Source organism: Pseudomonas sp. E6002 (genome assembly GCF_013385565.1).
GTDB lineage: Bacteria > Pseudomonadota > Gammaproteobacteria > Pseudomonadales > Pseudomonadaceae > Aquipseudomonas.
In genome coordinates this window covers 24271-50091 of sequence record NZ_JACAPT010000011.1, presented here as the reverse complement: position 1 = coordinate 50091, position 25821 = coordinate 24271, and the positions used below count along the sequence as shown (strand labels likewise).

The 25821-nt window shown below is 62.0% G+C and carries 20 protein-coding genes and 1 pseudogene; 16 read left to right on the top strand and 5 right to left on the bottom strand.

From position 1 onward, the window contains the following. Positions 1–18: 18 nt before the first annotated feature. Positions 19–1572: a type VI secretion system protein TssA gene (gene tssA, locus HX815_RS11995; protein ID WP_177028305.1), complete on the bottom strand. Its 1554-nt coding sequence runs from the start codon at positions 1570–1572 to the stop codon at positions 19–21. 476 nt (positions 1573–2048) lie between these two features. On the opposite strand from tssA, the gene HX815_RS11990 reads away from it, so the two are divergent. Next, positions 2049–2564: an Hcp family type VI secretion system effector gene (locus HX815_RS11990; protein WP_003208034.1), complete on the top strand. Its 516-nt coding sequence runs from the start codon at positions 2049–2051 to the stop codon at positions 2562–2564. Positions 2565–2619: 55 nt separating this feature from the next. Here the strand turns inward: HX815_RS11990 and HX815_RS11985 are convergent, their stop codons facing one another. Then, positions 2620–3441 carry an aldo/keto reductase gene (locus HX815_RS11985; protein ID WP_003208032.1) on the bottom strand — a complete coding sequence of 274 codons (822 nt, stop codon included), beginning with the start codon at positions 3439–3441 and terminating at the stop codon, positions 2620–2622. 108 nt (positions 3442–3549) lie between these two features. Here HX815_RS11985 and HX815_RS11980 point away from each other — a divergent pair, with 108 nt between their 5' ends. From HX815_RS11980 to HX815_RS11910, 15 genes and pseudogenes are all read left to right on the top strand, one after another. Continuing rightward, complete coding sequence (locus HX815_RS11980; protein ID WP_003208031.1) at positions 3550–4044, top strand: DUF1543 domain-containing protein; 495 nt, start codon at positions 3550–3552, stop codon at positions 4042–4044. Positions 4045–4148: 104 nt separating this feature from the next. Next, positions 4149–5249, top strand: coding sequence for a polyamine ABC transporter substrate-binding protein (locus HX815_RS11975; RefSeq protein WP_177028304.1), 1101 nt, complete (start codon positions 4149–4151; stop codon positions 5247–5249). Positions 5250–5274: 25 nt separating this feature from the next. Further along, complete coding sequence (locus HX815_RS11970; protein ID WP_008437001.1) at positions 5275–6693, top strand: aminotransferase; 1419 nt, start codon at positions 5275–5277, stop codon at positions 6691–6693. Next, on the top strand, positions 6690–7607 hold the full coding sequence (locus HX815_RS11965) for a response regulator transcription factor (RefSeq protein WP_250884643.1): 918 nt from the start codon (positions 6690–6692) through the stop codon (positions 7605–7607). Before HX815_RS11970 ends, HX815_RS11965 begins: the two co-directional genes overlap by 4 nt. A gap of 87 nt (positions 7608–7694) precedes the next feature. Further along, positions 7695–7976, top strand: coding sequence for a peptidylprolyl isomerase (locus HX815_RS11960; protein ID WP_003208024.1), 282 nt, complete (start codon positions 7695–7697; stop codon positions 7974–7976). 140 nt (positions 7977–8116) lie between these two features. Beyond that, positions 8117–9976 (top strand): extracellular solute-binding protein, encoded by a 1860-nt coding sequence (locus tag HX815_RS11955; RefSeq protein WP_003208022.1) that lies wholly within the window; start codon positions 8117–8119, stop codon positions 9974–9976. Then, positions 9976–11037, top strand: a complete 1062-nt coding sequence (locus HX815_RS11950; protein ID WP_177028303.1) for a microcin C ABC transporter permease YejB — start codon at positions 9976–9978, stop codon at positions 11035–11037. Before HX815_RS11955 ends, HX815_RS11950 begins: the two co-directional genes overlap by 1 nt. Next, positions 11037–12059, top strand: a complete 1023-nt coding sequence (locus HX815_RS11945) for an ABC transporter permease (RefSeq protein ID WP_003208019.1) — start codon at positions 11037–11039, stop codon at positions 12057–12059. The genes HX815_RS11950 and HX815_RS11945 overlap by 1 nt, the downstream gene beginning before the upstream one ends. A gap of 11 nt (positions 12060–12070) precedes the next feature. Then, positions 12071–13642: an ABC transporter ATP-binding protein gene (locus tag HX815_RS11940; protein ID WP_177028302.1), complete on the top strand. Its 1572-nt coding sequence runs from the start codon at positions 12071–12073 to the stop codon at positions 13640–13642. Beyond that, positions 13639–15036 carry a sigma-54-dependent Fis family transcriptional regulator gene (locus tag HX815_RS11935; RefSeq protein WP_003208015.1) on the top strand — a complete coding sequence of 466 codons (1398 nt, stop codon included), beginning with the start codon at positions 13639–13641 and terminating at the stop codon, positions 15034–15036. The genes HX815_RS11940 and HX815_RS11935 overlap by 4 nt, the downstream gene beginning before the upstream one ends. A 295-nt stretch (positions 15037–15331) precedes the next feature. Next, the gene (locus HX815_RS11930) at positions 15332–16723 is read left to right on the top strand and encodes a GntP family permease (RefSeq protein ID WP_177028301.1); all 1392 of its coding nucleotides are present in this window, start codon (positions 15332–15334) and stop codon (positions 16721–16723) included. Positions 16724–16730: 7 nt separating this feature from the next. Continuing rightward, on the top strand, positions 16731–17504 hold the full coding sequence (locus HX815_RS11925) for a 3-hydroxybutyrate dehydrogenase (protein ID WP_177028300.1): 774 nt from the start codon (positions 16731–16733) through the stop codon (positions 17502–17504). Positions 17505–17673: 169 nt separating this feature from the next. Continuing rightward, on the top strand, positions 17674–19632 hold the full coding sequence (locus HX815_RS11920) for an acetoacetate--CoA ligase (protein ID WP_177028299.1): 1959 nt from the start codon (positions 17674–17676) through the stop codon (positions 19630–19632). A 135-nt stretch (positions 19633–19767) separates the two neighbouring features. Then, positions 19768–22305 carry a PAS domain-containing protein gene (locus tag HX815_RS11915; RefSeq protein ID WP_087694211.1) on the top strand — a complete coding sequence of 846 codons (2538 nt, stop codon included), beginning with the start codon at positions 19768–19770 and terminating at the stop codon, positions 22303–22305. 27 nt (positions 22306–22332) lie between these two features. After that, positions 22333–22623 (top strand): annotated as a pseudogene (locus HX815_RS11910) (peptidylprolyl isomerase); the annotation flags it as partial. 124 nt (positions 22624–22747) lie between these two features. On the opposite strand, the gene HX815_RS11905 reads toward HX815_RS11910, so the two are convergent. The 3 genes from HX815_RS11905 to HX815_RS11895 form a co-directional block, all read right to left on the bottom strand. Continuing rightward, positions 22748–23656 (bottom strand): sugar kinase, encoded by a 909-nt coding sequence (locus tag HX815_RS11905; RefSeq protein WP_177008261.1) that lies wholly within the window; start codon positions 23654–23656, stop codon positions 22748–22750. Between the two features lie 129 nt (positions 23657–23785). Further along, positions 23786–24994, bottom strand: a complete 1209-nt coding sequence (locus tag HX815_RS11900) for an amino acid deaminase (protein WP_003208003.1) — start codon at positions 24992–24994, stop codon at positions 23786–23788. Positions 24995–25003: 9 nt separating this feature from the next. Continuing rightward, positions 25004–25768 (bottom strand): IclR family transcriptional regulator, encoded by a 765-nt coding sequence (locus HX815_RS11895; protein WP_003208002.1) that lies wholly within the window; start codon positions 25766–25768, stop codon positions 25004–25006. Positions 25769–25821: the final 53 nt, after the last annotated feature.

Below are 25821 nucleotides of genomic sequence, written 5' to 3'. Positions count from 1 at the left end.
TTCGGGGGGCTCGAAAGCCTATTCAATTACCGCTTCGAGATCGAAGTGGCACAGCCTGCGATGGACATCTTCCTTGCGCTCACGCACGGAATGGCTTTGGGGCAATACGTCACAGCAGCCATGCAAGAGCTGCAGCACTTCAACCGCCAACTCGGGCTCCCAGCGCTGCAGGCCTGAGTGCTGCAGCTCGTGGTCCAGGTGATCGAGCTGGACTTTGGCCAGGTCATGCTTGCCTGCCAGCAAACACAACCTGGCCAGGCCAAGCCGCCAATGAAACCGGGCACGATCACCTGTTGCGGTTTGCATGCCCTGCTTGAGGGACCGCACAGCCACCTTGAACCCGTCCTTGCGCAGCACGGGCATGACGTCGTGCAACGCTTTGTCCCAAGGCGCAGCCGGGGCATCAGGTGCCGACCTGAGTGGAACCGGGGCTTGCAAATGGCGGGCAACCTGGGTGTTGATCCAGCCACGGGTGACGTCGTCGGCGAAGGGTGTTCCGTCGTGGAAGCGCAGCTGTGCAAGCCCCGGCAAACGCTGGAGCAACAGCGCGAAGTGCACTTCCAGCTCGGTCATGGCCAGGTCGGCCTGGAGTGCCTGCAGGCACTCCCACACCCGGTACAAGCCGTCGAACCAGAAAGGTGCTCCGGCCAGGCTGCCCTCAAGCTCCAGCAGCAGGTCGGTATGCTGCCCTTGGGCAAAGCGCTCCTGGTACCGCTTGAGCTTGTCGGGCGCCGGCCCGCGCAAAGGCGTTACCTGTTCGCTGTCACAGTCCGGAAGACTGGTGATCGTCAGCCAGGTCAACGTTCGGTTCAGACGCAGTGCGCGCAGGTCAGTGGCATTCTGGCGCTGCCACCAGGCCGACAACGGCCGGGCATGTTCCTGCAGCGTGCGCAGCAGCTTGTGGGCGTCCTTTTCGTTTTCCACAATGGGCTCGGGCGCCATCAACTGAGTCGCGACCTGCCTGATATGGGCGATCACCCCTGTGCTACCGCCTGCTGGAGGTTCGCTCTCGGTGGACTGTTGCAATCGGTCCGACAGCTGCCTGCGAACCGGCAGTAACAGTGGCGCATCTTCGAGAAGGTGTTCGGTCCACAACTCGTCCAGCCGCGCCAGGTGTTCGAGCATGCAGTGGAACAAGGGCCGCTGATCCTTGAACGAAACAGGTTGTGCAAGCACCTGCTCGAGGCGCGGGACCAGCCAGCCAAAGGCGGCACTGCGGGTACGCAGCTTGCCCGGATAGACGACCGCCCAATGATGCTCACAGAGGTAGCGCAGCAATCCGAGGCCTGCGAGTAGCCCGGGGAAGGACTCGCGCTGATGCAAGGCCCAGGTCAACCAGACAGCGACCCGCAAGTCCTTGGACTGGTGGCGTAACAGCGCCTCGCTTTTTTCCACGACCCATTGCCAGTCAGGCTGACTGTTTCCGTGAATGGAGTGCGCCTTGCCCAGTTCAGTTTCAAGCGCCTCATACTCGGTCGAAAAACGCATATCGGCCCCCGCATAACTCGTTTTCGAGTTGGGTGCCTGCGCAAGTTCGAGGTAATAATCGGAAAGCCTGTCTGAGTAAACCATTATGGGCCGCACTTTACTTTCCTGAACATGTTCAGTGAACTAATGGCCATTCAAGCGCACATCAGGACATTGATTAAAGTTTGCCTTCCCTACGAGAAGAGCACGAACCTTATCCATGCAAAAAGCATTGTTCAAGCCACCAAATAGCAGTTAAGGAGTTTCCTACAAGAATAGAAAAATCACCGACGCGCAAGAATTTGCGCAGCCAAGGCGCCAGGCATCATCATGAATGACGTGAACTCTGCGAATAACACCGTCCATCAACATGAGCAACTAACTGCACACCCCTGCGCAAACAAGTACAACTAAATCGAATTAGAACCTTTAATGCCGCTCAAAATAAAAACCAATAAAACCTTAACCCCCTGCTTTCATTGACGTTCGAACTTTCCGGCACGCTTCTTGATATCGAGCATTACCCGGCAGGCAAGTCCGTCGGCCGGGACGACCTCATTTATCAGGCAAGGAAAACCGTCATGCCAACACCCGCGTATCTATCCATCACCGGCACCAAGCAAGGCTTGATCACGGCAGGCACGTTCACCCAGGACTCGGTCGGCAACATTTACCAGGAAGGCCATGAAGACCAGATCCTGGTGGAGGCATTCCAGCATCAGGTGATCATTCCCCGTGACCCGCAATCCGGCCAGCCCACCGGCCAGCGTGTGCACAAGCCCCTGATGATCAGCAAGGTATTCGATAAATCGTCGCCATTGCTGTTCAGCGCATTGACCTCCGGGGAAATGGTCAAGTGCCGCCTTGAGTGGTACCGAACCTCTTCAGCCGGAACCCAGGAACACTACTTCACCATCGAGTTGGAAGACGCGATCCTGGTGGACATCCAGTCACGGATGCCCAATTGCCAGGACCCGAACAACGCACACTTCACGCACCTGGAGGATGTGTATTTCACTTACCGGAAAATCGTCTGGACCCATGAGGTCTCCGGTACCTCTGGCTCTGATGACTGGCGCAGCCCGGTAGCCGGCTAAGCAGCCACCGAAACAGAAACGGCATCGCCATGGACGGCACCGTTTCTGTCGGCCACTAGACCATCGCCAGCGGATGCTTGCGCTTCGGCGCCCCAAAAACCCGGTCAATCGCGTCCAGGTCGTGCTCATCCAGCACCAGCTTCGCCGCTGCGGCATTGAGCCGGACATGCTCTGGCGTAACAGCCTTGGGAATCGCGATCACCCCGTCCTGGCGCAAGACCCAGGCCAGGGAAACCTGGGCGGGTGTGACCTCGTGGCGACGGGCAATTTGCTTGAGGGTCGGGCTGGCCAACAGCTCGCCACCCTGGGCGATGGGACAGTAGGCCATCAACGGTAAATTGTGTTGCTGCCACCATGGCAGCAGGTCGAACTCGATGCCGCGCTCCTCGATGTTGTAGAGCACCTGATTGGTGGCACAGGCCGGGGAAGCCAGCTCCTGCAGGTCTGCCACATCAAAGTTGGACACACCCCAACGACCGATCTTGCCTGCCTCACGCAAGCGCTCGAAGGCTTCTACCGTTTCTTCAAGGGGGTATTGCCCACGCCAATGCAACAGATACAGATCAATGTAGTCGGTGCCCAGGCGCTGGAGACTGGCCTCACATGCACGTGGAATGCCCTTGTGGCTGGCATTGTGCGGGTACACCTTGCTGACCAGGAACACCTGGTCGCGCTTGCCGCGAATCGCCTCGCCGACGACTTCTTCGGCACCGCCTTCGCCATACATTTCAGCGGTATCGATCAGGGTCATGCCCTCATCGATACCCAGTTGCAACGCGGCCACTTCGGCGCTGCGCTTGCCGGGATCCTCGCCCATGCGCCAGGTCCCCTGGCCGATGACAGGGACGGGTACGCCGGCCAGATCAATGGTGCGCATGACAACCTCCTGATGAATTTGCGAATTAACAGTGTGGCACCGACTGGACAAAAGGGTTCAATCGAAGGAAGGTGGCCCTTTCCATCCCAGCCATAGAAAGGGCCTGCAATGCTGTTTGTGGTCATGTTGGGGGGTAAGCACCCCCGGGCGAAAATCGAAGTGCATGATGTGGTGTTCGCCGTCGCCGACACCCTGGAAGCCGCCTACCCGCAACTGCGCGAGGGCTGGTTTGGCAGCCAGAAAGGTGTGCATATCGACTCCTGGATGACGGTGGATGGCGTTGACGGCTGGAAAGTCCAGCTCAGCCACCTGGCGCCGAACGCCGGGGCGCCGCGCCTGTATTTCATCAACCTGGGCGGGTATGAATCGAACGTCTTTGGCGAGGCACACCACTACCTGCTGGTGGTTGCGCGTACGGCCAGGGAGGCGGCAGCCCAAGGCAAACAGCAGATGCTCACGCACTGGACGCAATCCCACACCGACGGCGTACTGGATATCGACGACTGCCTGCCCATCGACCTGGTAGACGGGCGCTACATCCACCTGGAACCCGGCGTGCACCGCCCGGTCATCACGCGAAACGACTACATCGTACTGCCCTGACCGCCTCCTACCCGAACGGGGTATGGCGCCCCACCCGCCACCTGCCTGAAAGTGCAATCAGCCCCTCGGCCTGACAACAAGCACAACATCAAGGTGGGTTCGCCATGCATAAAGCCGTTATCGCCCTGTTCAGCGCTGTCTTGCTTGCATCAACGTCCGTCAGCCAGGCCGCTGACGACCCGGGCAACACCTTGCGCATCTACAACTGGGCCGATTACATCGGGGAACACACCCTCGCCGACTTCGAGAAAGCCTCCGGCATCAAGGTGATCTACGACACCTACGATTCCTACGAGACCGTGCAGGGCAAGCTGCTGTCCGGGCGCTCGGGTTATGACCTGGTGGTGCTCAATGCGTCACTGGTACCGCTGCTGATCAAGGCCAAGGCCTTCCAGCCCCTCAACAAAGCGCTGCTGCCGGACTGGAACAACCTCGACCCGCAAGTGCTGAAAAGCCTGGAAACCCATGATCCGGGCGTGACCTATTCCGCGCCTTACACCTGGGGCAGCAATGGCGTGACCTACAACATCGACAAGATCAAGGAACGCATGCCAGATGCGCCCATCGGCTCCCTGGCGATGATCTTCGATCCCAAGATCGTTTCGCGCTTCGCCGACTGTGGCATCACCTTCATGGACTCCCCTACCGACATGATCCCGCTGGCCCTGACCTACCTCGGCCTGGACCCCAACAGCGTGGCGCCCAAAGACCTCAAGGCCGCTCAGGACGTGCTGATGGCCGTGCGCCCGTACATCCGCAAATTCGACTCCAGCGGTTTTATCAACGGCCTGGCCAATGGCGAGCTGTGCATGGCCACCACCTGGTCCGGCGACTACGCCACGTCCCAGGCCCGGGCGGCGGAAGCCGGGGCCAAGGTCAACCTGGGTTACTTCATCCCCAGGGAAGGCTCGCTGATCTGGTTCGATAACTTCTACATCCCGGCCGACGCACCCCATGTGGCGAATGCCCACAAGTTCATCGAGTTCCTCCTGCAACCGCAAGTGATCGCCGGCGTCAGCAACACCATTCACTACGCCAACAGCAACCTGGCCTCCAAGCCCTTTGTAAATGCCGATATACGCGACAACCCGGCCATCTACCCGGACCCGGCGACGATGCAGCGCTTGTTCACCCAGAAAAGCCAGTCCCAAGCCGCCGTGCGCCTGATCACCCGTACCTGGAATGCCGTGAAGACCGGCAAGTGAAACCCAGCCATTGAAGGTAAACGCCATGACCCTGCCAAATCCTGACTTTTTCGCCCAGTTCGACCACGACCAACTGGACGCCGCCGACAAGGCCCATTACATGCACGGTTTTCATATGTTCGACGAACACCGTGAACAAGGCTCACTGAATATCGCGGCGGGTGACGGCGCCTACATCTACGACACCGCCGGCAACCGCTACCTGGATGCGGTCGGCGGCATGTGGTGTACGAATATCGGCCTGGGCCGCGAGGAAATGGCAGACGCCATCGCCAACCAGGTTCGCCAGCTGGCGTACTCCAACCCGTTCTGCGACATGGCCAACGTCACCGCCATCGAACTGTGCGCCAAGCTTGCCAGCCTGGCTCCCGGCGATCTTGATCATGTGTTCCTGACCACCGGCGGTTCCACCGCCGTCGATACTGCCTACCGCCTGGTGCAGTTCTATCAGAACAGTCGCGGCAAGCATGAGAAGAAACACATCATCTCGCGCTTCAGTGCGTATCACGGCTCGACGTTCCTCACGATGTCCATCGGCAACAAGGCCGCCGACCGAGCGCCGGAATTCGATTTCATGAGCGACTTGTTCCACCACATTTCGTGCCCCAACTACTACCGGGCGCCGCAGGGCATGAGCGAGGCGCAGTTCCTCGATTTCCTGGTGGATGAGTTCGAAGACAAGATCCTGACCATCGGCGCCGACAAAGTGGCCGCGTTCTTTGCCGAACCGATCATGGGCTCGGGCGGCGTGATCATTCCGCCCAAGGGTTACCACCGGCGCATGTGGGAAGTCTGCCAACGTTATGACCTGCTCTACGTGGCGGATGAAGTGGTGACGTCCTTCGGCCGGCTGGGAAAATTCTTTGCCTCCCAGGAAGTGTTCGACATGCAACCGGACATCATCACCACCGCCAAGGGCCTGACGTCCGGCTACCTGCCGTTGGGCGCGTGTATTTTCTCGGAGCGCATCTGGCAAGTGATCGGCGAGCCGGGCAAGGGCCGCTGCTTTACCCACGGCTTCACCTACAGCGGCCACCCGGTGAGTTGCGTGGCGGCGCTGAAGAACATCGAGATCATCGAGCGGGAGAACCTGCTGGCCCATGTCGAAGACGTCGGCGTGTACCTCGAACAGCGCCTGCAAACCCTGGCCAGCCTGCCGCTGGTGGGCGATGTGCGCTGCCAGCGGCTGATGGCCTGCATTGAGTTCGTCGCCGACAAACACACCAAGGCGCTGCTGCCGGACGCGGTGAACATCGGCGAGAAGATCCACCTGCGGGCCCAGGCCAAAGGCTTGCTGGTACGGCCCATTGGCCACCTGAATGTGATGTCGCCGCCGCTGATCATCACCCATGCCCAGGTGGATCAAGTGGTGGAAATCCTGCGCCAGTGCATCCTCGACACCGCCGAAGAGCTGCGCCAGAGCGGCGAGTATCAAGGCCGATGAGCCTGGGCGCCCCGGTGCTTTTGCCGGGGCCCTGGCCGGCGGGTAGACTGGCCGGCATGAACGAGCATGCCGATCACTGCCCTGCCCCGTCCTTCCAGGTGCTTGACGCCTGGAATGGTGCGTTGGCCCACGCCTTCGCCAGCGTCGACGAAGCGTCATTCCTTGAACACCTGGCCTGCGCCCTCAGTGCGCTGACCCCTATCGAATCGATGATGATCAGCCTGGAGCGCCAGGGTCAGGCGCCACACTTGCTCTACCAGCAAGGCATCCCCCGGCCGCACTACGAAGAGATCATCAACCGTTACTTCTCCCGGGGCTACCTGCTGGACCCGTTCTGTCTCGCGGTAGACAAGGGCCTGGCCGAAGGTTTCTACCACCTGGCGCAGATCGCCCCGGACGATTTCTTCAACAGCGAGTACTACAAAACCTACTACCTGCGCAGCGGCGGCGCCCAGGAGAGCTACTACATCGTCGACCTGTGCCCCAACAGCAAGATTTCGTTGTGCATGTTCCAGGGGCTGAGTGCCGGCCAGTTCAGCGACGAACAACTGGCACTGCAACGAACCGCCCAACCCATCGTGCGCGAACTGCTGCGCCGCTTCGGCACCACGGGCGGGCTATGCAAGGTGATCAGCGACGAGGCCTTCACCCAGACCCAGGTGCATCAGCAGATTGAAGCGGCGTTCATGCATTTTGGCAGCGGCGTATTGACCGTGCGCGAACGGGAAATCGCCCACCTGATATTGCGCGGGCACTCGGTGAAATCCACCGCGCAGGTGCTGGGCATTTCCCCGGAAACCGTGCGCATGCACCGCAAGCATTTGTATACCAAGCTTGAAATCAACTCCCAGGCGGAGCTGTTTGCGCTGTTTATCGATTGGCTGACCCACAGCGGCGTAATGGCCCGATCCTGACCGTCCAGGCAACCCAGGGGAACTTTGCCAGGAAATAACCACCTGAATCCGGTACGCTCAGCATTTTTACCCAAGGAGATACCCCTCATGGCCAAAGCCACCGCCCGTCACATCCTCGTTGCCACCGAAGACAAGTGCAACGAACTGAAAGCGCAAATCGAAGGCGGCGCCGACTTCGCCGAAGTTGCCAAAGCCAACTCGTCCTGCCCGTCCAGCCGTCAAGGCGGCGACCTGGGTTCGTTCGGCCCGGGCCAAATGGTCAAGGAATTCGACACCGTCGTATTCAGCGCCCCGGTCAACACCGTGCAAGGCCCAGTGAAAACCCAGTTCGGTTATCACCTGCTGGAAGTAACCAGCCGTCAGGACTGATCCAGTCCGCGCTAATGTTTAAAACAACGGCCCACCCTTTGGTGGGCCGTTGTGCATCTGTGACAGTGTGATGACTGGCGAGGCGTACGCGCATAGCGTACAAATCCCTTTACCTCTTCACCCGGCGCCCAAGGCTGATAATGCGAGTCGCTTTTTCTACCCTGTTTTGCTCCACCCTGGCCCTGTTGCTGGCCAGCACCGCCGTGATCGCCGCGCCGCAATCGGCATTGACCGTGTACGGCGAGCCGGCCAAATACCAACCCGGCTTCACCCATTTCGACTACGCCAACCCCAATGCCCCCAAGGGCGGCAGCCTGCGGCGTTCGGCGATCGAAATCGGGCGCTACGACCATGTACTGCCTTATGGCGACAAAGGCATCGGGGTCAGCCAGGTCGACGGCTGGCTGTATTCGCCCCTGGCCCTGCGTTCGCTGGACGAGCCCTACACGGTCTACGGCCTGGTGGCGGAAAAGATGGAGCGGTCAGACGACGGTCTGTCCCTGCGTTTCTACCTGAACCCCAAGGCGCGCTTCGCCGATGGCCAACCGATCACCGCCGAAGACGTGCGTTACTCCTTTGACCTGCTGATGACCCAGGGCAGCCTGCGCTACCGCACGCTGTTCGCCGACGTCAAACACGTCGAAGTCGAAGGTCCGCGCCAGGTGCGCTTCGATTTCGCAAGCAATGAAAACCGCACCCTGCCCCTGGATGTCGCGACCCTGCCGGTGTTCCCCGAACATTGGTGGAAGACCCGCAACTTCGCCGACGGCGGCGGCTACGAGATTCCCCTCGGCAGCGGCCCCTACACCATCAGCAAGGTGGATGCCGGCAACACCATCACGTTCAAGCGTGACCCGAACTGGTGGGGCAAGGACCTGCCCATCAGCCGCGGCCTGTACAACTTCGATCACCTGAGCCTGGAATACTTCGGCGACACCGAAGTGGCGCGCCAGGTCCTGCGGGGCGGCGCCTATGACTTCAACCGCGAATTCTCTGCCACCGGCTACTCCATCGGCTACAACGGCCCGGCCCTCGATGATGGCCGCCTGCAACGCGCGCACCTGGCCAAAGAGGCACCGCAGCCGGCCCAGGGCTACGTGTTCAACGTGCAAAAACCGATGTTCAAGGACCGCCGCGTGCGTCAGGCCCTGGCCATGCTGTGGGACTTCGAGTGGGCCAACCGGCAGATGATGCGCAACATGTACATCCGCCAGCAGAGCTTCTTCTCCAACAGCCCGCTGGCGGCGACCCAACTGCCGGATGCCCAGGAACTGGCGATCCTGGAACCTTTGCGCGGGCAGATTCCCGACGAAGTCTTCACCCAGGTGTTCAAGGCCCCCACCACCGACGGTACCGGGATGATCCGCGACAAGCAGCTGCAAGCCCTGGCCCTGCTGGAACAGGCCGGCTGGAAGCCCGACGGTGACAAGCTGGTGAATGCCGAGGGCGAGCCGCTGGAGTTCACCTTCCTCAACGCCCAGAACGGCCTTGAGCGCCTGTTGTTGCCGTACAAGCGCAACCTGGCGCAGATCGGCATCACCCTCAACATCCGCCGCATTGACTCCTCGCAATACGTCAACCGCCTGATGGCCCGGGACTACGACATGATCGTCACCGGCTTCCCGGTTACCACCTCGCCGGGGATGGAGCTGTACAACTACTTCGGTTCGGCCGCCGCGTTTGATACCGGCGCCAACAACTACATGGTGCTGAAAGACCCGGCCGTCGACAGCCTGATCAACGGACTGGTCAAGGCCGATACCCAGTCGCTGATGCTCAGTTACGCCCACGCCCTGGACCGCGTGCTGCAATGGAATTACCTGTGGATCCCCAACTACTACCCGCCGGGCACCTCCGCCGCGTGGTGGAACCGCTTCGGCCGCCCGGCCGTGGAAGCCAAGACCGATGAGGCCCTGGAAACCTGGTGGGAAATCAGCCCCACGCCGCTGACCAATGAACAGATGAAAGCAGAACTGACCAAACGCCCGGGAGCCCGCTGATGTTTGCCTATATCGTGCGGCGCCTGCTGCTGATCATTCCCACCCTGGTGATTATCCTGCTGGTGAATTTCGTTATCGTGCAGGCCGCGCCCGGCGGGCCGGTGGAACAGGCCATCGCCCACCTGCAAGGCATCGGTGGCGGTGGCGTCGGCGGCTCGTCTGCCGAAAGCCTCAGCAGCGGCTCCCGGGCCAGCCGTGGCCTGGACCCGAAACTGATCAAGGACATCGAAAAACAATACGGCTTCGACAAGCCCGCGCCGGAACGCCTGTGGCTGATGCTCAAGAGCTACGCCCAGCTGGACTTCGGCAACAGCTTCTTCCGTGGCAAAAGCGTGACCGACCTGATCCTCGAAAAGATGCCGGTGACCATTTCCCTCGGCCTGTGGGCCACCTTGATCACCTACCTGGTGTCGATCCCGCTGGGCATTCGCAAGGCGGTGCGCCATGGCAGCAGTTTTGATGTGTGGAGCAGCACCGCGATCGTGATTGGCTATGCGATGCCGGCGTTCCTGTTTGCGATGTTCCTGATCGTGGTGTTCGCCGGCGGCACTTCGTTGAACTGGTTCCCGGTGCGCGGGCTGGTCTCGGAAAACTTCGAACAGTTGAGCACCGTCGGCAAGATCGCCGATTACTTCTGGCACCTGGTACTGCCGGTCAGCGCCCTGGTGATCGGCGGCTTCGCCACCTTGACCATCCTCACGAAAAACTCGTTCCTCAATGAAATCACCCGCCAGTACGTGGTCACCGCCCGAGCCAAAGGCTTGAGTGAACGCCGGGTGCTTTACGGGCATGTGTTCCGCAATGCCATGCTGTTGGTGATCTCGGGGATTCCCCAGGCATTTATCGCGGTGTTCTTTGCCGGTTCGCTGCTGATCGAGGTGATCTTCTCCCTCGACGGCCTCGGTCGCATGAGCTACGAAGCTGCAGTTTCACGGGATTATCCGGTGGTGTTCGGTTCGTTGTTTATCTTCACGCTGTTTGGCCTTTTGATAAAACTCATCGGTGACCTCTGCTACACCCTGGTGGACCCGCGTATCGACTTCGCCGCGAGGAACGCCTGATGCTCAAGCTCTCTCCCGTGGCCCGTCGGCGCTTTGAACGCTTCAAGAAAAACCGCCGCGGCTGGTGGTCGCTGTGGCTGTTTATCGGCCTGTTTATCCTGACCCTCGGCGGCGAGTTGATCGCCAATGACAAACCCCTGGTGCTCAGCTACCAGAACGAGCTGTATTTCCCGGTGTTCAAGCGCTACACCGAGCAGGAGTTCGGCGGGCAACTGCCGTTCCAGGCGGATTACCGCAGTGAATACGTGCAGAACCTGATCAAGAAGGACGGCGGCTGGATGCTGTTCCCGCCAATCCCGTTCAGCGACGACACCCCCAACTATGAGCTGACCCGCCCTGCCCCCAGCCCGCCCTCCAGCGTGAACTGGCTGGGCACCGATGACCAATCCCGCGACGTGCTGGCGCGGGTGATCTTCGGTGCCCGGGTGTCGATCCTGTTTGCCCTGGCTCTCACCGCCATCAGCGCCGCCATCGGCATCGCGGCGGGTGCGTTGCAGGGATATTACGGCGGCTGGGTCGACTTGCTCGGGCAACGAATATTGGAAGTGTGGTCCGGGCTGCCGGTGCTGTATCTGTTGATCATCCTGTCAGGTTTTGTCGAACCGAATTTCTGGTGGCTGCTGGGGATCATGGCGCTGTTTTCCTGGCTGGCCCTGGTGGACGTGGTGCGCGCCGAGTTCCTGCGGGGGCGCAACCTGGAGTACGTCAAGGCCGCGCGGGCGTTGGGCCTGGGGGACGGCAAGATCATCCGCCGGCATATCCTGCCGAATGCGATGACCGCCACCCTGAGCTACTTGCCGTTCATTTTGACCGGGGCGATTTCTACCCTGAGCGCCCTGGATTTCCTCGGTTTCGGCATGCCCGCCGGCAGCGCGTCACTGGGTGAGCTGATCGCCCAGGGCAAGCAGAACCTGCAAGCGCCGTGGCTGGGGCTGACCGCGTTTTTCACCCTGGCGCTGATCCTGTCGTTGCTGGTGTTTATCGGCGAGGCGTTGCGTGACGCCTTCGACCCACGCTCATGAAGGCCGTTGAGATGACTGAAAACCTGATCGAGATTCGCGACCTGAGTGTCGCCTTCAACGGCCAGACGGTGGTGCGCAAGCTGTGCCTGGACGTGCGCCCCGGCGAGTGCCTGGCGCTGGTGGGCGAGTCGGGTTCGGGCAAATCGGTGACCGCCCATTCGATCCTGCAACTGCTGCCCGAAGCCGGCACCGAAACCACCGGCTCGGTGCGCTATCGCGGCCAGGAACTGCTCGGCGCCACGCCCGCCACCCTGCAAAAACTGCGGGGCAACCGGATTGCGATGATCTTCCAGGAGCCGATGACGTCCCTGAATCCGCTGCACAGCATCGAGAAGCAGATCGGCGAAACCCTGCTGTTGCACAAGGGCCTGGGCGGCAAACAGGCCCAGGCGCGGATCCTCGAATTGCTCGAACTGGTGGGCATCCAGAAACCCCGGGAACGCCTCAAGGCCTACCCCCACCAACTCTCCGGCGGCCAGCGCCAGCGGGTGATGATCGCCATGGCCCTGGCCTGCGAGCCGGAACTGCTGATTGCCGATGAGCCGACGACTGCACTGGATGTGACGGTGCAGCGCAAGATCCTGCTGCTGCTCAAGTCACTGCAACAACGCCTGGGCATGTCGCTGCTGCTGATCAGCCACGACCTCAACCTGGTGCGCAGCATTGCCCAGCGGGTGTGCGTGATGAAGGCCGGGGAGATTGTCGAACAGGCGGATTGCGAAACCCTGTTCTGCGCCCCGCAGCACCCTTACAGCCGCCTGCTGCTGGATGCTGAACCGGCAGGCATCGTCTTGAATCACGAGGCGCGGGAGACGGTGTTGCAGGTGGATAACCTGAGTGTGCAGTTCCCGCTGGGCGGCGGGCTGTTCCGGCGCAAGCAGTACCTGCAAGCGGTGGATGGCATCAGCCTGGAGGTACAGCGCGGCAAGACACTGGGGATTGTCGGCGAGTCCGGCTCGGGCAAATCCACCCTGGGCCAGGCGATTCTGCGGCTGCTGGATTCCAGCGGCACGATTCGCTTCCAGGGCGAGGCCCTCGACGGCCTGACACAAAAGCAGATGCAACCGTGGCGCAAGCAGATGCAGGTGGTGTTCCAGGACCCGTTCGGCAGCCTCAGCCCGCGGATGTCGGTGGCGCAGATCATCAGCGAAGGCCTGGAAGTGCATGCGCCGTGCAGCCTCAAGGACCGCGAAGCCCAAGTGATTCGCGTGCTGGAAGACGTGGGCCTGGACCCTGCCAGCCGCCATCGCTACCCCCATGAATTCTCCGGCGGCCAGCGCCAGCGCATCGCCATCGCCCGTGCGCTGGTGCTCAAGCCGGCGCTGATCCTGCTGGACGAACCCACTTCTGCACTGGACCGTACCGTGCAGAAACAGGTGGTCGCCCTGCTGCTTGAGCTGCAGGAAAAGTACGGCCTGACGTACCTGTTTATCAGCCATGACCTGGCGGTGGTGCGGGCCCTGGCCCACGACATGATCGTGATCAAGGACGGCAAGGTGGTGGAACACGGGCCCAGCGATGAAGTGTTTGCCGCGCCTCAACACCCTTACACCCGGGAACTCCTCGCGGCGGCGCACCCATGAGCACCACTGGCAGCCTCAAGGATTACCAATACGTTCGCGGCCTGGCGATCCAGTCGCTGTTCGAGATCATCGAGCAGTCCAGCGAAGGCACGGTGATTGTCGACGGTGACGCGAACATCGTCTGGATGAACGAGCGCTACGCCAAGCGCTTCGGCCTGAAAAGCGCCGACGAAGCCATCGGGCAACCCTGCGAGCAGGTGATTTCCAACAGCCTGTTGCGCCAGGTGGTGCGTAACGACCAGCCGATATTGCTGGATATCCAGGACACGCCCAAAGGCCCGCTGGTGGTGATGCGCCTGCCGATCCATGACGACGCCGGCAAGGTGATCGGCGCCATCGGGTTTGCGTTGTTTGATGAGCTGCGCAACCTGTCGCCGCTGATCGAGCGCTACCTGAGCATGCAGCAGGAACTGGCTTCCACTCGGTCGCTGCTGAGGTCGCGGCAGAGTAAATACAACTTCGCGCACTTTATCGGCACCAGCGCGGCCAGCCTGGAAGTCAAACGCCGGGCGCGGCGCAGTGCGAGTGCGGAGTCGCCAGTGTTGCTGCTGGGGGAAACCGGGACCGGCAAGGAGCTGCTGGCCCAGGCGATTCACGGTGCATCGCCTCGCGCCCATAAAGCTTTCGTCAGCATCAACAGCGCAGCCATCCCGCATGATTTGCTGGAGGCGGAATTCTTCGGCACGGCGCCCGGCGCATTTACCGGTGCCGACCGCAAGGGCCGCCCCGGCAAGTTGCAGATTGCCCAGGGCGGCACGCTGTTTCTGGATGAGATCGGCGACATGCCGCTACCACTGCAAAGCAAATTGCTGCGGGTGTTGCAGGAGAAAGAGTTCGAGCCGGTGGGCTCCAACGAGATGATCCACAGCGATGTGCGGGTGATTGCGGCCACGTCCATGGACCTGGAAGCGGCAATCAAGCGCGGCGAGTTTCGGGCGGACCTGTATTACCGGCTGAATGTGCTGCCGATCCAGGTGCCGCCGTTGCGCGCGCGGCTGGATGATTTGCCGGCGTTGAGCGAGGCGATTCTGGAGGAGTTGCGCAGCCAGCATGAGCTGGACCGCGAGGCCTTGGCGTTATTGGCGCAGCATGCGTGGCCGGGGAATATCCGCGAGCTGCGCAATGTGCTGGAGCGGGCGGCGCTGTTGAGTGATGACCTGGTGCTGGATGCCAGTGAAATTCGCGCGGCGATTGGTACGTTCAGCCCGGTTGAGCAGAGTTCGGTAGAGACCGTTGAGGGCGAGAGTTTCAGCGCGGCCCGGGAGCGGTTTGATCGGCAGGTGATTGGGGCGGCGTTGAAGCACTGTGAGGGGAATGTGGTGGAGGCAGCGAAGCGGCTGGGGCTGGGCCGGTCGACCTTGTACAAGAAAATGGTTGCCTTGGGCATCGCCTAGTCTCCAAAAAGAGACACAATTCCAAATACAGAGAAAATCCAATGTGGGAGCGGGCTTGCTCGCGAATGCGGTGTGTCAGTGCCTGAATTACTGCCTGATACACCGCATTCGCGAGCAAGCCCGCTCCCACATTTGATCTCCAACAGTCTCAAATTCGGGACAAAACTTGAGAACGCTCTCACAGATCAAGAATTTATCTATATATTTCAACAGGTTAATAACTTGGCACACATCTCGCTATAGCCCTCCCCACCGCCTCACCCCCACAAAAATAACAATCAGATGGAGACACACCATGAGTGTGATCATTGCCCTCGCCGCCCTGGCGCTGCTGATGCTGGCCGCCTACCGTGGCTACAGCGTCATCCTGTTCGCCCCCATCGCCGCCCTCGGCGCCGTGCTGCTCACCGACCCTTCCGCCGTCGCTCCCGCGTTCACCGGGGTGTTCATGGAGAAAATGGTCGGCTTCCTCAAGCTGTATTTCCCGGTATTCCTGCTCGGTGCGGTGTTCGGCAAGCTGATTGAAATCTCCGGCTTCTCGCGCTCCATCGTCGCCGCCGCGATCCAGTTGCTCGGCACCCGCCAGGCGATGCTGGTGATCGTGCTGGTGTGCGCCCTGCTGACTTACGGCGGCGTGTCGCTGTTCGTGGTGGTGTTCGCGGTGTACCCGTTTGCCGCCGAGATGTTCCGCCAGAGCAATATCCCCAAACGCCTGCTGCCGGCGACCATCGCCCTCGGCGCGTTCTCGTTCACCATGGACGCCCTGCCCGGCACGCCGCAGATCCAGAACATCATTCCCAGCACCTTCTTCAACACCACCGCCTGGGCCGCGCCGTGGCTGGGGCTGATCGGTACGATCTTCGTGTTCTGCGCCGGCATGCTGTACCTGGCCCGCCAGCGCAACAAGGCCCAGCGCGCCGGTGAAGGCTATGGGACCGAGCTGCGCAACGAGCCGGAAACCGCCGAAGACATCAAGATGCCCAATCCTTGGATCGCGCTGTCGCCGCTGCTGCTGGTGGGCCTCATGAACCTGCTGTTCACCCACTGGATTCCGCTGTGGTACGGCAAGACCCACACCCTCAGCCTGCCGGGCATGAGCGCGCCGGTGCAGACCGAAGTCGCCAAGCTCACGGCAATCTGGGCGGTGCAGGCGGCGTTGCTGGTGGGGATTATCGTAGTGCTGGTATTCGGCTTCTCGGCGATTCGCAGCAAGCTCGCCGAGGGCAGCAAGAGCGCGGTCAGCGGGGCATTGCTGGCGGCGATGAACACCGCTTCGGAATACGGTTTTGGTGCGGTGATCGCCTCGCTGCCGGGCTTCCTGGTGCTGGCGGACTGGCTCAAGGGCATTCCCAACCCACTGGTCAACGAAGCGATTACCGTGACCCTGCTGGCCGGCATCACCGGTTCCGCCTCGGGCGGCATGAGCATCGCGCTGGCGGCCATGTCGGAGAGCTTTATTTCAGCGGCCCATGCGGCCAATATCCCCCTTGAAGTACTGCACCGGGTCGCGGCGATGGCCAGCGGCGGCATGGACACCCTGCCCCACAACGGCGCCGTGATCACGCTGCTGGCGGTCACCGGGCTGACCCACCGCGAAGCCTATAAAGATATTTTCGGCATCACGATCATCAAGACCCTCGCGGTGTTCGTGGTGATTGGTACTTTCTACGCCACCGGCATTGTGTGAGGTTGATATGACGACATTGAACGGCAAGACCGCCCTGGTCACCGGTTCCACCAGTGGCATCGGCCTGGGCATTGCCCTGAGCCTGGCCAAGGCCGGCGCCAACCTGATCCTCAACGGCTTCGGCGATGCCAGCGCGGTGATCGCCCAGGTGCAGGCCTTCGGCGGCAAGGTCGGGCATCATCCGGCCGACGTCAGCGACCCGGCGCAGATCGCCGAGATGATCGCCTACGCCGAGCGCGAGTTTGGCGGCATCGACATTCTGGTGAACAACGCCGGGATCCAGCATGTGGCGCCGGTGGACGAATTCCCGGTGGAGCGCTGGGATTCGATCATTGCGATCAACCTGTCGTCGGTGTTCCACAGCACGCGTTTGAGCCTGCCGGGCATGAAAGCCAAGGGTTGGGGGCGGATCGTCAATATCGCCTCGGTGCATGGGCTGGTGGGTTCGGTGGGCAAGGCGGCTTACGTCGCGGCCAAGCACGGGGTGATCGGGCTGACCAAGGTGGTGGGCCTGGAGACCGCCCAGAGTAATGTCACCTGCAATGCCATCTGCCCGGGCTGGGTGCTGACGCCGCTGGTGCAGAAGCAGATTGATGACCGCATTGCCAGCGGGATTGACCCGCAGCAGGCGCAGCAGGATTTGCTGGCGGAGAAGCAGCCTTCGCTGGAGTTCGTGACACCGCCGCAATTGGGGGAGCTGGTGCTGTTCCTGTGCAGCGAAGCCGGCAGCCAGGTGCGGGGCGCGGCGTGGAATATCGACGGTGGCTGGCTGGCCCAGTAAACGACGATTCCCAAGACACCGCAGCTCAAATGTGGGAGCGGGCTTGCTCGCGAATGCGGTGTATCAGTTAACACATCTGGAACTGACCCACCGCATTCGCGAGCAAGCCCGCTCCCACATTTTGATCGGTGTCGTTAGATAGATCAGATAATAAAAAAGAGATTTCCTGATGTCCGAAATACTCTGGCAACCCTCCCCCGAACGCATCCACAACACCCGGATGGACCAGTTCCGGCGCTTCATCAATGATCGCCATGCCTTGCAGATCAGCGACTACCCGGCCCTGCACCAGTGGAGCATCGACCAGCGCCCGGACTTCTGGCAGTCGATTGTCGAGTTCTTCGACGTGCAGTTCCGCACGCCGCCCAGCGCGGTACTGATCGAAGACGCCGAGATGCCCAGCGCCCAGTGGTTTCCCGGCGCTACCCTGAACTTTGCCGAACACCTGCTGCGCCGCCGCGACGATCACCCCGCCGTGGTCGCGATCAGCGAAGACGGCCAACGCGAGCAACTGACCTACGCCGAACTGGCCCGCCATGTCGCCGGCCTGCAACGCAGCCTGCGGGCGGCCGGCGTGGGCGTGGGGGACCGGGTGGCCGCGTGCATGCCCAACACCTGGCAAACCCTGGTGGGCATGCTCGCCACCACCAGCCTCGGCGCCATCTGGTCGTGCTCCTCGCCGGACTTCGGCACCCAGGGCGTGATCGACCGCTTCGGCCAGATCGAACCCAAGGTGCTGATCACCTGCGCCGGTTACCGCTACGCCGGCAAGGTCATCGACCAAAGCAGCAAGCTCAATGAAATCCTCGAACGGCTGCCGTCCCTGCAACAACTGATCATCGTGCCGTATGCCCGCCCGCAGGCGCGTCCCGAGGAGTATCAGACCCGGGCCCACGTCGTACTCTGGGACGACTTCTACAGCCCCGGCGGCGAGCCCGATTTCGTCGCCGTGCCCTTCGATCATCCGCTGTACATCCTCTATTCCAGCGGCACCACCGGCGTGCCCAAGTGCATCATCCACGGCACCGGCGGCGTGCTGCTCACCCACCTCAAGGAACACGGCCTGCACGCCGACCTGTCGCGGGACGACTGCCTGTTCTACTACACCACCTGCGGCTGGATGATGTGGAACTGGCTGGTGTCGGTACTGGCCATCGGCGCCACGGCGGTGCTGTATGACGGCTCGCCGTTTCACCCCGGGCCGGAACGCCTGATGGACCTGATCGACCAGGAAAAAATCAGCGTGTTCGGCACCAGCCCCAAGTTCCTCGCCACCCTGGAGAAGGCCGGGCTGCAACCGCGGCTGAGCCATGACCTGGGCAGCCTCAAGGGCCTGATTTCTACCGGCTCGCCGCTGTCGCCCCAGAGCTACGACTACGTGTACCGCGAGATCAAGCCCGAGCTATGCCTGTCGTCGATGTCGGGTGGCACCGATATCGTGTCCTGCTTCGTGATCGGCAACCCGGTGCTGCCGGTGCGCCGTGGCGAGATGCAGTGCAAGAGCCTGGCAATGGCTATCGAAGTGTGGGACGACCAGGGCCACCCGCTGGTGGGCGAAAAAGGCGAACTGGTGTGCACCCGGCACTTCCCGGCAATGCCTATCGGTCTGTGGAATGACCCGCACCAGGAAAAACTGCGGGCCTCGTATTTCAGCCAGTTCCCGGGCGTGTGGGCCCAGGGCGACTACGCCGAACAGCGACCCAATGGCAGCTTGCTGATCCATGGCCGCTCGGACGCCGTGCTCAACCCCGGCGGCGTGCGCATCGGCACCGCAGAGATCTATCGCCAGGTGGAAAAAGTGCCTCAGGTCCTGGAAAGCCTGGCCATCGGCCAACGCTGGCAGGATGACGTGCGGGTGGTGCTGTTTGTGCGCCTCAACGATGGCATCGAACTGGACGACGGCCTGGAGCAGCAGATCCGCCAGGTGATCCGCGCCAACACCACGCCGCGCCACGTGCCGGCGAAGATCCTCGCGGTGACGGATATCCCGCGCACCATCAGCGGCAAGATCGTCGAGCTGGCGGTGCGCAACGTGGTGCATGGCGAGGCGGTCAAGAACACCGACGCACTGGCCAACCCCGAGGCGCTGGAGCAATTTCGTGATCGCCCGGAGCTGGCAGAAAGATGAAACGTTTTAGCCTTTAAGCACTCATTTGAAGACAAACCCCTCAAGCATGCTATTTTTCGAGGGTGGAAAGCCGATCACTCCTCACGGGATAATCGGCTTTTGTCATTCTTCAAGCGTTACGCGCAGGGCATTTTCATGAACGTATCACCCACCGGCAGCGAGGCCGCAGCACTGATTGCGCGGCTGGACTGGGCACGAAGCCCCCTCGGTGACGCCATTGATTGGCCGCAAAGTCTCCGTACAGCCGTCGACATCGTGATCCATTCACCGATGCCGATGCTGTTGCTGTGGGGCGCCGAACTCACCCAGATCTACAACGATGGCTTCGCGATGCTGGCCGGCAACAAGCATCCTGGCGCCTTTGGCCAGCCTGCCGACCTGATCTGGCCGGAGCTGAAGCCGTTCACCGATCCGATCTACAGCGCCGTCTTCGCGGGCCAGGTGCGCACGTTCACCGAGCAGCGTTTCGTGCTGCAACGCAATCACCGCGACACCGAGATCTGGCTCGACCTGACCTACAGCCCGATCCGCGACGAGCGTGGCGAGGTCGCCGGGATCCTGATTACCGCCATCGAAACCAACGAGCGCCGGCGCATCGCCCTGGAACTGCAGCAGCGCACCGAGAACAGCCTCAAGGCCCAGCGCAACACCGAGCAACGCCTGCAGCTGGCCCTGGCCGCCACCGATGCCGTGGGCACCTGGGACTGGGATATCGGCGAAGACCGCTTTATCGCCGACGCCCATTTCGCCCAACTGCACGGTGTTGACCCGTGCGACGCCGACCTGCTGCCCATCAGCGACTACCTGCAAGGCGTGCACCCCGAAGACCGTGGCATGGTGGCCCGCAGCATCAAGCACTGCATCACCCACGGCACCGAGTACGCCGAGGAATACCGCCTGCAGCGCGCCGACGGCGAAGTGCGCTGGGTGTTTGCCCGGGGCCGCTGCTACAAGGACCACCATGGCCGACCGGCGCGTTTTCTCGGCGCCGCCCTCGACCTGACCGAGCGCAAGCACACCGAACAGGCCCTGCGCCAAAGCCAGACCGAGCTGCAACTGATCATCAACGCCATGCCGGTGTTGATCGGTTATGTCGACCACGAGCAGCGTTTTCGCCTGAACAACAGTGCCTATCTGGAATGGTACGGCATGACCCCGCAGGAGCTGTACGGCAAGAGCATCCGCGAAGTCGTGGGCGACGAAATCTATGCCGGGCGCGTCGACAAGATCGAGGCGGCACTCAAGGGCAAGGCGTGCAGTTTCGTTACCGTCACCCCGCACCATGACGGGCGGCCACGCCACGCGCTGATGAAGTACCTGCCGCGTTTCAGCGCTGACGGTTCAGTCAACGGTTTCTATATTTTTGTAATCGACGAGACCGAGCGCAAACTCACCGAGGAAGCCCTGCGCCACCTCAACGAAAACCTCGAAGAGCGCGTCAGCCAGCGCACCCAGGCCCTGGCCGAAGCCAACCAGCGCCTGCAAAACGAGATGTTCGAGCGCGAGCGTGCCGAAGACGCCCTGCGCCATGCCCAGAAGATGGAAGCGGTCGGCCAGCTCACCGGCGGCATCGCCCATGACTTCAACAACATGCTCACCGGGATCATCGGCAGCCTGGACCTGATGCAACGCTATATCGCCGCCGGGCGCAGCGACGAGATCGGCCGTTTCACCGACGCCGCCGTATCCTCGGCCCATCGCGCCGCTGCGCTGACCCATCGCCTGCTGGCCTTCTCCCGCCGCCAATCCCTGGACCGCAAGCCGGTCGACCCGAATCAATTGGTGGCGTCCCTGGAAGACCTGTTCCGCCGCACCAAGGGCGCGCACATCGAACTCAAGGTGCAACTGGGCACCGACGTGTGGCCGGTGAACACCGACGCCAGCCAGCTGGAAAACGCCCTGCTCAACCTGGTGATCAACGCCCGCGATGCGATGCCCGACGGTGGGCAATTGTGCATCGAAACCGCCAACAGCTACCTCGACGGCACCGACATCACCACCCTGGAACCGGTCAAGGCCGGCGACTATGTGATGCTCGGCGTGAGCGACAACGGCGCCGGCATGACCGCGAAAATCCTCGCCAAGGCCTTCGACCCGTTCTTCACCACCAAGCCCATCGGCCAGGGTACCGGCCTTGGGCTGTCGATGATCTATGGGTTTGCACAGCAATCCGGCGGCCACGTGACCATCCAAAGCGAACCGGGCCAGGGCACCTGCGTGCGCCTGTACCTGCCGCGCCTGCATGGCACGGCACTGGAGCGGACCACGCCCGCTACCCAGGGCGAAGCCCCGGTGGCGCTGGAAGGCGAAGCCGTGGTGGTGGTCGAGGACGACCCGGCAGTGCGGATGCTGGTGGTGAATGTGCTGGATGAACTCGGCTACACCGCACACCAGGCGGCGGATGCACGGGCGGCGCTGCCGTTGCTGGAGTCCGACTTGCGCGTGGATTTGCTGGTGACTGATGTGGGCTTGCCGGGGATGAACGGCAGGCAACTGGCGGAAATCGCCCGGCAACACCGGCCGGACCTGAAGGTGCTGTTCATGACCGGTTACGCCGAGAAAGCCGCCGAGCGCCAGGGGTTCCTGGAGGAAGGCATGGACATGGTGGCCAAGCCGTTTTCGATTGACCTGCTGGCCAACAAAATCCGCAGCATGATCAGCTCAGAGGCCTGACTTCAGGCATAATCGCGCGCCGTTTCACATCAGGACCGATCAATGAAAGCCCAAGCCCGTCACATTCTGGTGAAAACCAGTGAGGAAGCCGAACAGCTCAAGCAGCGTATTGCCAAGGGCGAAGCGTTTGATGTGTTGGCCAAGAAGTACTCCACCTGCCCTTCCGCCAAGCGCGGCGGTGATTTGGGTGAAGTGCGGCCGGGGCAGATGGTGGGGGTGATTGATGCGGTGATCTTCAAGAAGCCCGTGAAGGTGGTTCATGGGCCGATCAAGAGCAAGTTCGGGTATCACCTGGTGCAAGTGTTTTACCGCGATTGATGGCTGATCGTTCCCACGCTCCGCGTGGGAATGCCTCACCTGACGCTCTGCGTCCGCTCTTGGGACGCAGAGCGTCCCTGGCTGCATTCCCACGCGGAGCGTGGGAACGATCAGCCGATCAGCGTCAGTCTCGGGGAATGAGTGCACCTGGCACCTGAATCACCCGGCTCGCCAGCCGATGCCCGGCCAGTGCTGCATCCTGCGGCGAGCCGCCCTTGAGCCGACTGGCCAGGTACGCCGCACTGAACGAATCCCCCGCCGCCGTAGTGTCGACCACCTTCTCCACCACCAGCGCCGGCACCTCGAACCGCTCATCCTCCCAGCGAATCAAACACGCATCCGCCCCGCGCTTGAGCACCACCTCGGCAATCGTCGGGTACGCCGCAAACACCTGCTCGCTGTCTTCATAGCCGAACAACGCCCGTTCGTCATCCTCGGTCAGCAAGGCGATATCCACCTCGGCCAACACCGCGTGATACGCCGCGCGTGCGGCGTCCATGCTGGCCCACAGGCGTGGCCGGTAGTTGTTGTCGAACACCACCTTGCCGCCGCGCTTGCGGGTTTCGACCAGGGTTTCCAGCAGGCGCGCACGGCCCACTTCGCCCAGCACCGCCAGGGTGATGCCGCTGAAATACACCACGTCGTACGTCGGCAACGCTGCCAGGATCGGCTCGGCCGCCGGTGTGGTGAAGCAGTCGCGCACGGCCGCTTCATTGCGCCAGTAGAGGAATTTGCGCTCGCCGTTGGCATCGGTCTGGATGCAGTACAAACCCGGCAGGCGCCCGGGCAGGCGCTGGACCATGCCCAGGCCCAGGCCTTCTTCGGCCCAGTGCTTGCACATGGCATCGCTGAAGCTGTCATCGCCCAGGGCGGTGACGTAGTCGACGGTGCTCGGTTCACCCAGTTCGCGGCGCAGGTAGACGGCGGCGTTCAGGGTGTCGCCGCCGAAGCTTTGTTGCAGGCTGCCGTCGGCGCGGTGTTGCAGTTCGATCATGCATTCGCCGATCAGGGCGATGCGGGGTTTTGTGTTCATGCCTGGGGTCTCTCGATGTACTGGAGGGCCTCTTCGCGAGCAAGCCCGCTCCCACATTTGAATGCATTTCAACTGAAGGAACTCGGTCGAATGTGGGAGCTGGCTTGCCTGCGATGGGCGCGACTCGGTCTAGAAGCAGGTATGCAGGCTTTCGATCACCTGCAATTGCTCATCCACCAGATTACCCACTTGCCACTTGTCGAAGGTCAGGCACGGGTGGGATGTGCCGAAGGAGATGATGTCGCCAATGCGCAGCTCAACCCCCGGTGCGACGACCATGAACGCATGCTGGTCCATCACGGCGGTGACCTTGCACGCGGTCACGTCATCACCCTCGGCTGGCAGCACGCCAGCCTTGTAGCGCTTGAGCGGCACCGGCAGGCCGGCGTCGTAGGCGACGTCGCGCTTGCCCAGGGCGATCACCGCGAAGCCCGGCTCCGGCAGCGACTGCACATGGGCCCAGACTTCCAGCGCCGGGCGCAGGCCTTCGTTGAGGTCGCTGCGACGGTCGAGTACGCAGCACTGCGCGTCTTTGTAGATGCCGTGGTCGTGAGCCACGTAGCTGCCCGGGCGCAATACGCTGAGGAAACGGCCAGCGGCGTTCTGGGCTTCGAAGGATTCGGCAATCAGGTCGTACCAGGCCGAACCCGAGGCGGTAATGATGGGCTTGGCCAGGTCGAAGGCGCCGCTGTTTTGCAGGTCGACGGCCAGGCGTACCAGGGAGGCGGCGAATTCGCGGATGCCACTGATGGCGTGCTCGCCATGGATCACCCCTTCGTAGCCTTCGATGCCGGTGAGGGCCAGCGCAGGCTGGGCCTTGATCGCCTTGGCCAGGTCGAGCACCTGTTGTTCGGTGCGGCAACCGCAACGCCCGCCGACCACGCCGTATTCGATCATCACGTTCAAGCGCAGGCCACGGGCGGCGAAGAACAGGCCCAGGTCGGCGACGTTGTCCGGGTGGTCGACCATGCAGTGGAAGTCGAATTCGGGGTCGGCCAGCAGGTCGGCGATCAGCGCCATGTTCGGCGCGCCCACCAGTTGGTTGGCCATCAACACCCGGCGAACCCCACCGGCGTACGCAGCGCGGGTCTGCACGGCGTTGGCCAGGGTGATGCCCCAGGCGCCCTGCTCGATCTGCCGCTGGAACAGCGCGGGCATCATGCTGGTCTTGCCGTGAGGCGCCAATTGCGCACCGCTGTTGCTGACGAAATCCTGCATCCAGCGGATGTTGTGTTCCAGGGCGTCACGGTGCAACACCAGGGCTGGCAGGCTGACGTCACGGACCAGATGTGCACCGATGGCGGCGGCGCCTTTTTCAACGGCATTGAAGGCAGACATAAGGGTTTCCTATTCGTTGATGCGACGGGCCAGGTTGTTCGCACTGTCGATCAGCACCCGGCGGTAGTCGTTGTAGTTTTTGATCGCATCGGCCCGTGGGGCGACGATGCACAGGGTCGCAATGCTGATGCCTTGGGCGTCCCGGACCGGGGCGGCAAAGCAGTGGGTAAAGGTGTCGGCGACACTGTCGAAGGAGAAGAATCCGTCGAGGGTGGCCTGACGGATTTGCCCGAGGAAGGTTTCCAGAGGCAGGCGCTGACCGTCCGGGAGGATGAAGTCGTCGTAGTCGATCAGGTCGATGATTTGCTGGTCGCTCAGGTGGCCCAGCAGCAGGCGGCCGGAGGCGGTCCAGGGGATCGGCGCGTTCTCGCCGATGTCTGAGGAAATGCGGAAATGCCGCTCGCCTTCGCGCATCAGGGCCACGGTGTATTTGCGGCCATTGAGCAGGCACATCTGGGCGGTTTCGTGGGTTTGGCTGACGATTTCCTGCAGGGCGTGGTCGGCTTCGCGGGTCAGGTCGAAATGGCGCAGGTGGGCCTGGCCGAGGAAGTACAGCTGACGGCCGAGGTAGACATGACCGTCCTTGCCGACGGTTTCGAGGATGCGCCGTTCCAGCAGCGAGGCCACCAGTTCGTAGACCGTGGATTTGGGGCTGCCGATGCCGCTGGCGATGTCATTCGGGCGCAGGGGCTGGCCGATTTCCTTGAGGAAATCGAGGATATCGAACGCCCGGTCGAGGCCTTTGGCGCGGCGTTTGATGGTGTCTTCGGTCATGGCAGTCGTCGGTCCCGTTTGAAGATGTAGCTATCAACACAGACCCCCTGTGG